The sequence below is a fragment of the Luteibacter yeojuensis genome, assembly GCF_000964085.1.
In the GTDB taxonomy this organism is placed as follows: Bacteria; Pseudomonadota; Gammaproteobacteria; order Xanthomonadales; family Rhodanobacteraceae; genus Luteibacter; species Luteibacter yeojuensis_A.
This window is the reverse complement of the sequence record NZ_JZRB01000131.1, coordinates 1-921: the sequence shown is the minus strand read 5'-3', so window position 1 is coordinate 921 and position 921 is coordinate 1. Positions and strand designations below refer to the sequence as shown.

General features: G+C 70.7%; 1 protein-coding gene. It reads left to right on the top strand.

Translation table 11 applies throughout. The annotated features are described in order from the left end of the window. Positions 1–905 (top strand): serine hydrolase (locus VI08_RS20555; protein WP_157130547.1); only part of this gene is annotated, 905 nt, incomplete at its 5' end. Positions 906–921 lie beyond the last annotated feature (16 nt).

Here is a 921-nt window from a genome sequence, read left to right as displayed (position 1 = left end):
AGCAGTTGCTGCGCGGTACCGCGCTGGCCCTTGTCGCCTCCACCGCCCTTGCCGCCACGCCCGACGCCACCCTGCAGGCCCACTTGCAGGCGGTCGCTGACCAGGCCAGGCCCGGCACCCTGGGCATCCTCGTCATGGACCCGGCCACCGGTGGCACGGTCACGGTCAACGACCACCGCCCCTACCTCATGATGAGTGTGTTCAAGGCGCCCATCGCGGCCGCGGTGCTCGCCAGTGTGGATGCCGGCACGCTCAGCCTGGACAAGAAGGTGGCGCTGACGCCGGCCGATATCGTCGAGGGCTCGGCCGTGCCCTCCGTGGGCGAGGCCCTGAAGGCCGGCCCGAAGGCGTTCAGCATCGACGAACTGCTGCATGCCGCGGTGACGCAGAGCGACAACACCGCCGTCGATGCCCTGCTCCGCGTTCTGGGCGGTGGCAAGGCCGCAACCGCGTTCCTCACCGGCAAGGGCGTGCAGGGCATCCGCATCGACATGGGCGAACGCGAGCTGGGCGCCTTGTTCGACGCTAGGGGCGGCGATGCCGTGCTGGCGAGCCAGGTGAACAGCGCGACGCTGCATGGCGCGGCCGCGTTCCTCCGCAAGCTGCAGGCCGGCGAGCTGGTCTCGCCGGCGTCGACTCAGAAGCTGCTGGGCCTGATGACGGCGCAGGTGATCCCGAACCGCCTGCGCGGCGGCCTGCCCGCCGGCTACCAGCTCGCGGACAAGACCGGCACCAGCGGCACGCGCGATGGCCGCATGGCCGCCTTCAACGACATCGGCATCGTCACCGCGCCCGGCGGCGGCAAGCGCATCGTGGTGGTGTTCCTGGCCGAAGCCCGCGCGACGCCGGAGCAGGCGACGAAATGGTTTGCGGAAATCGGCCACGAAGTCACCGCAACCATGTAGGAGCGCACCCCGTGCG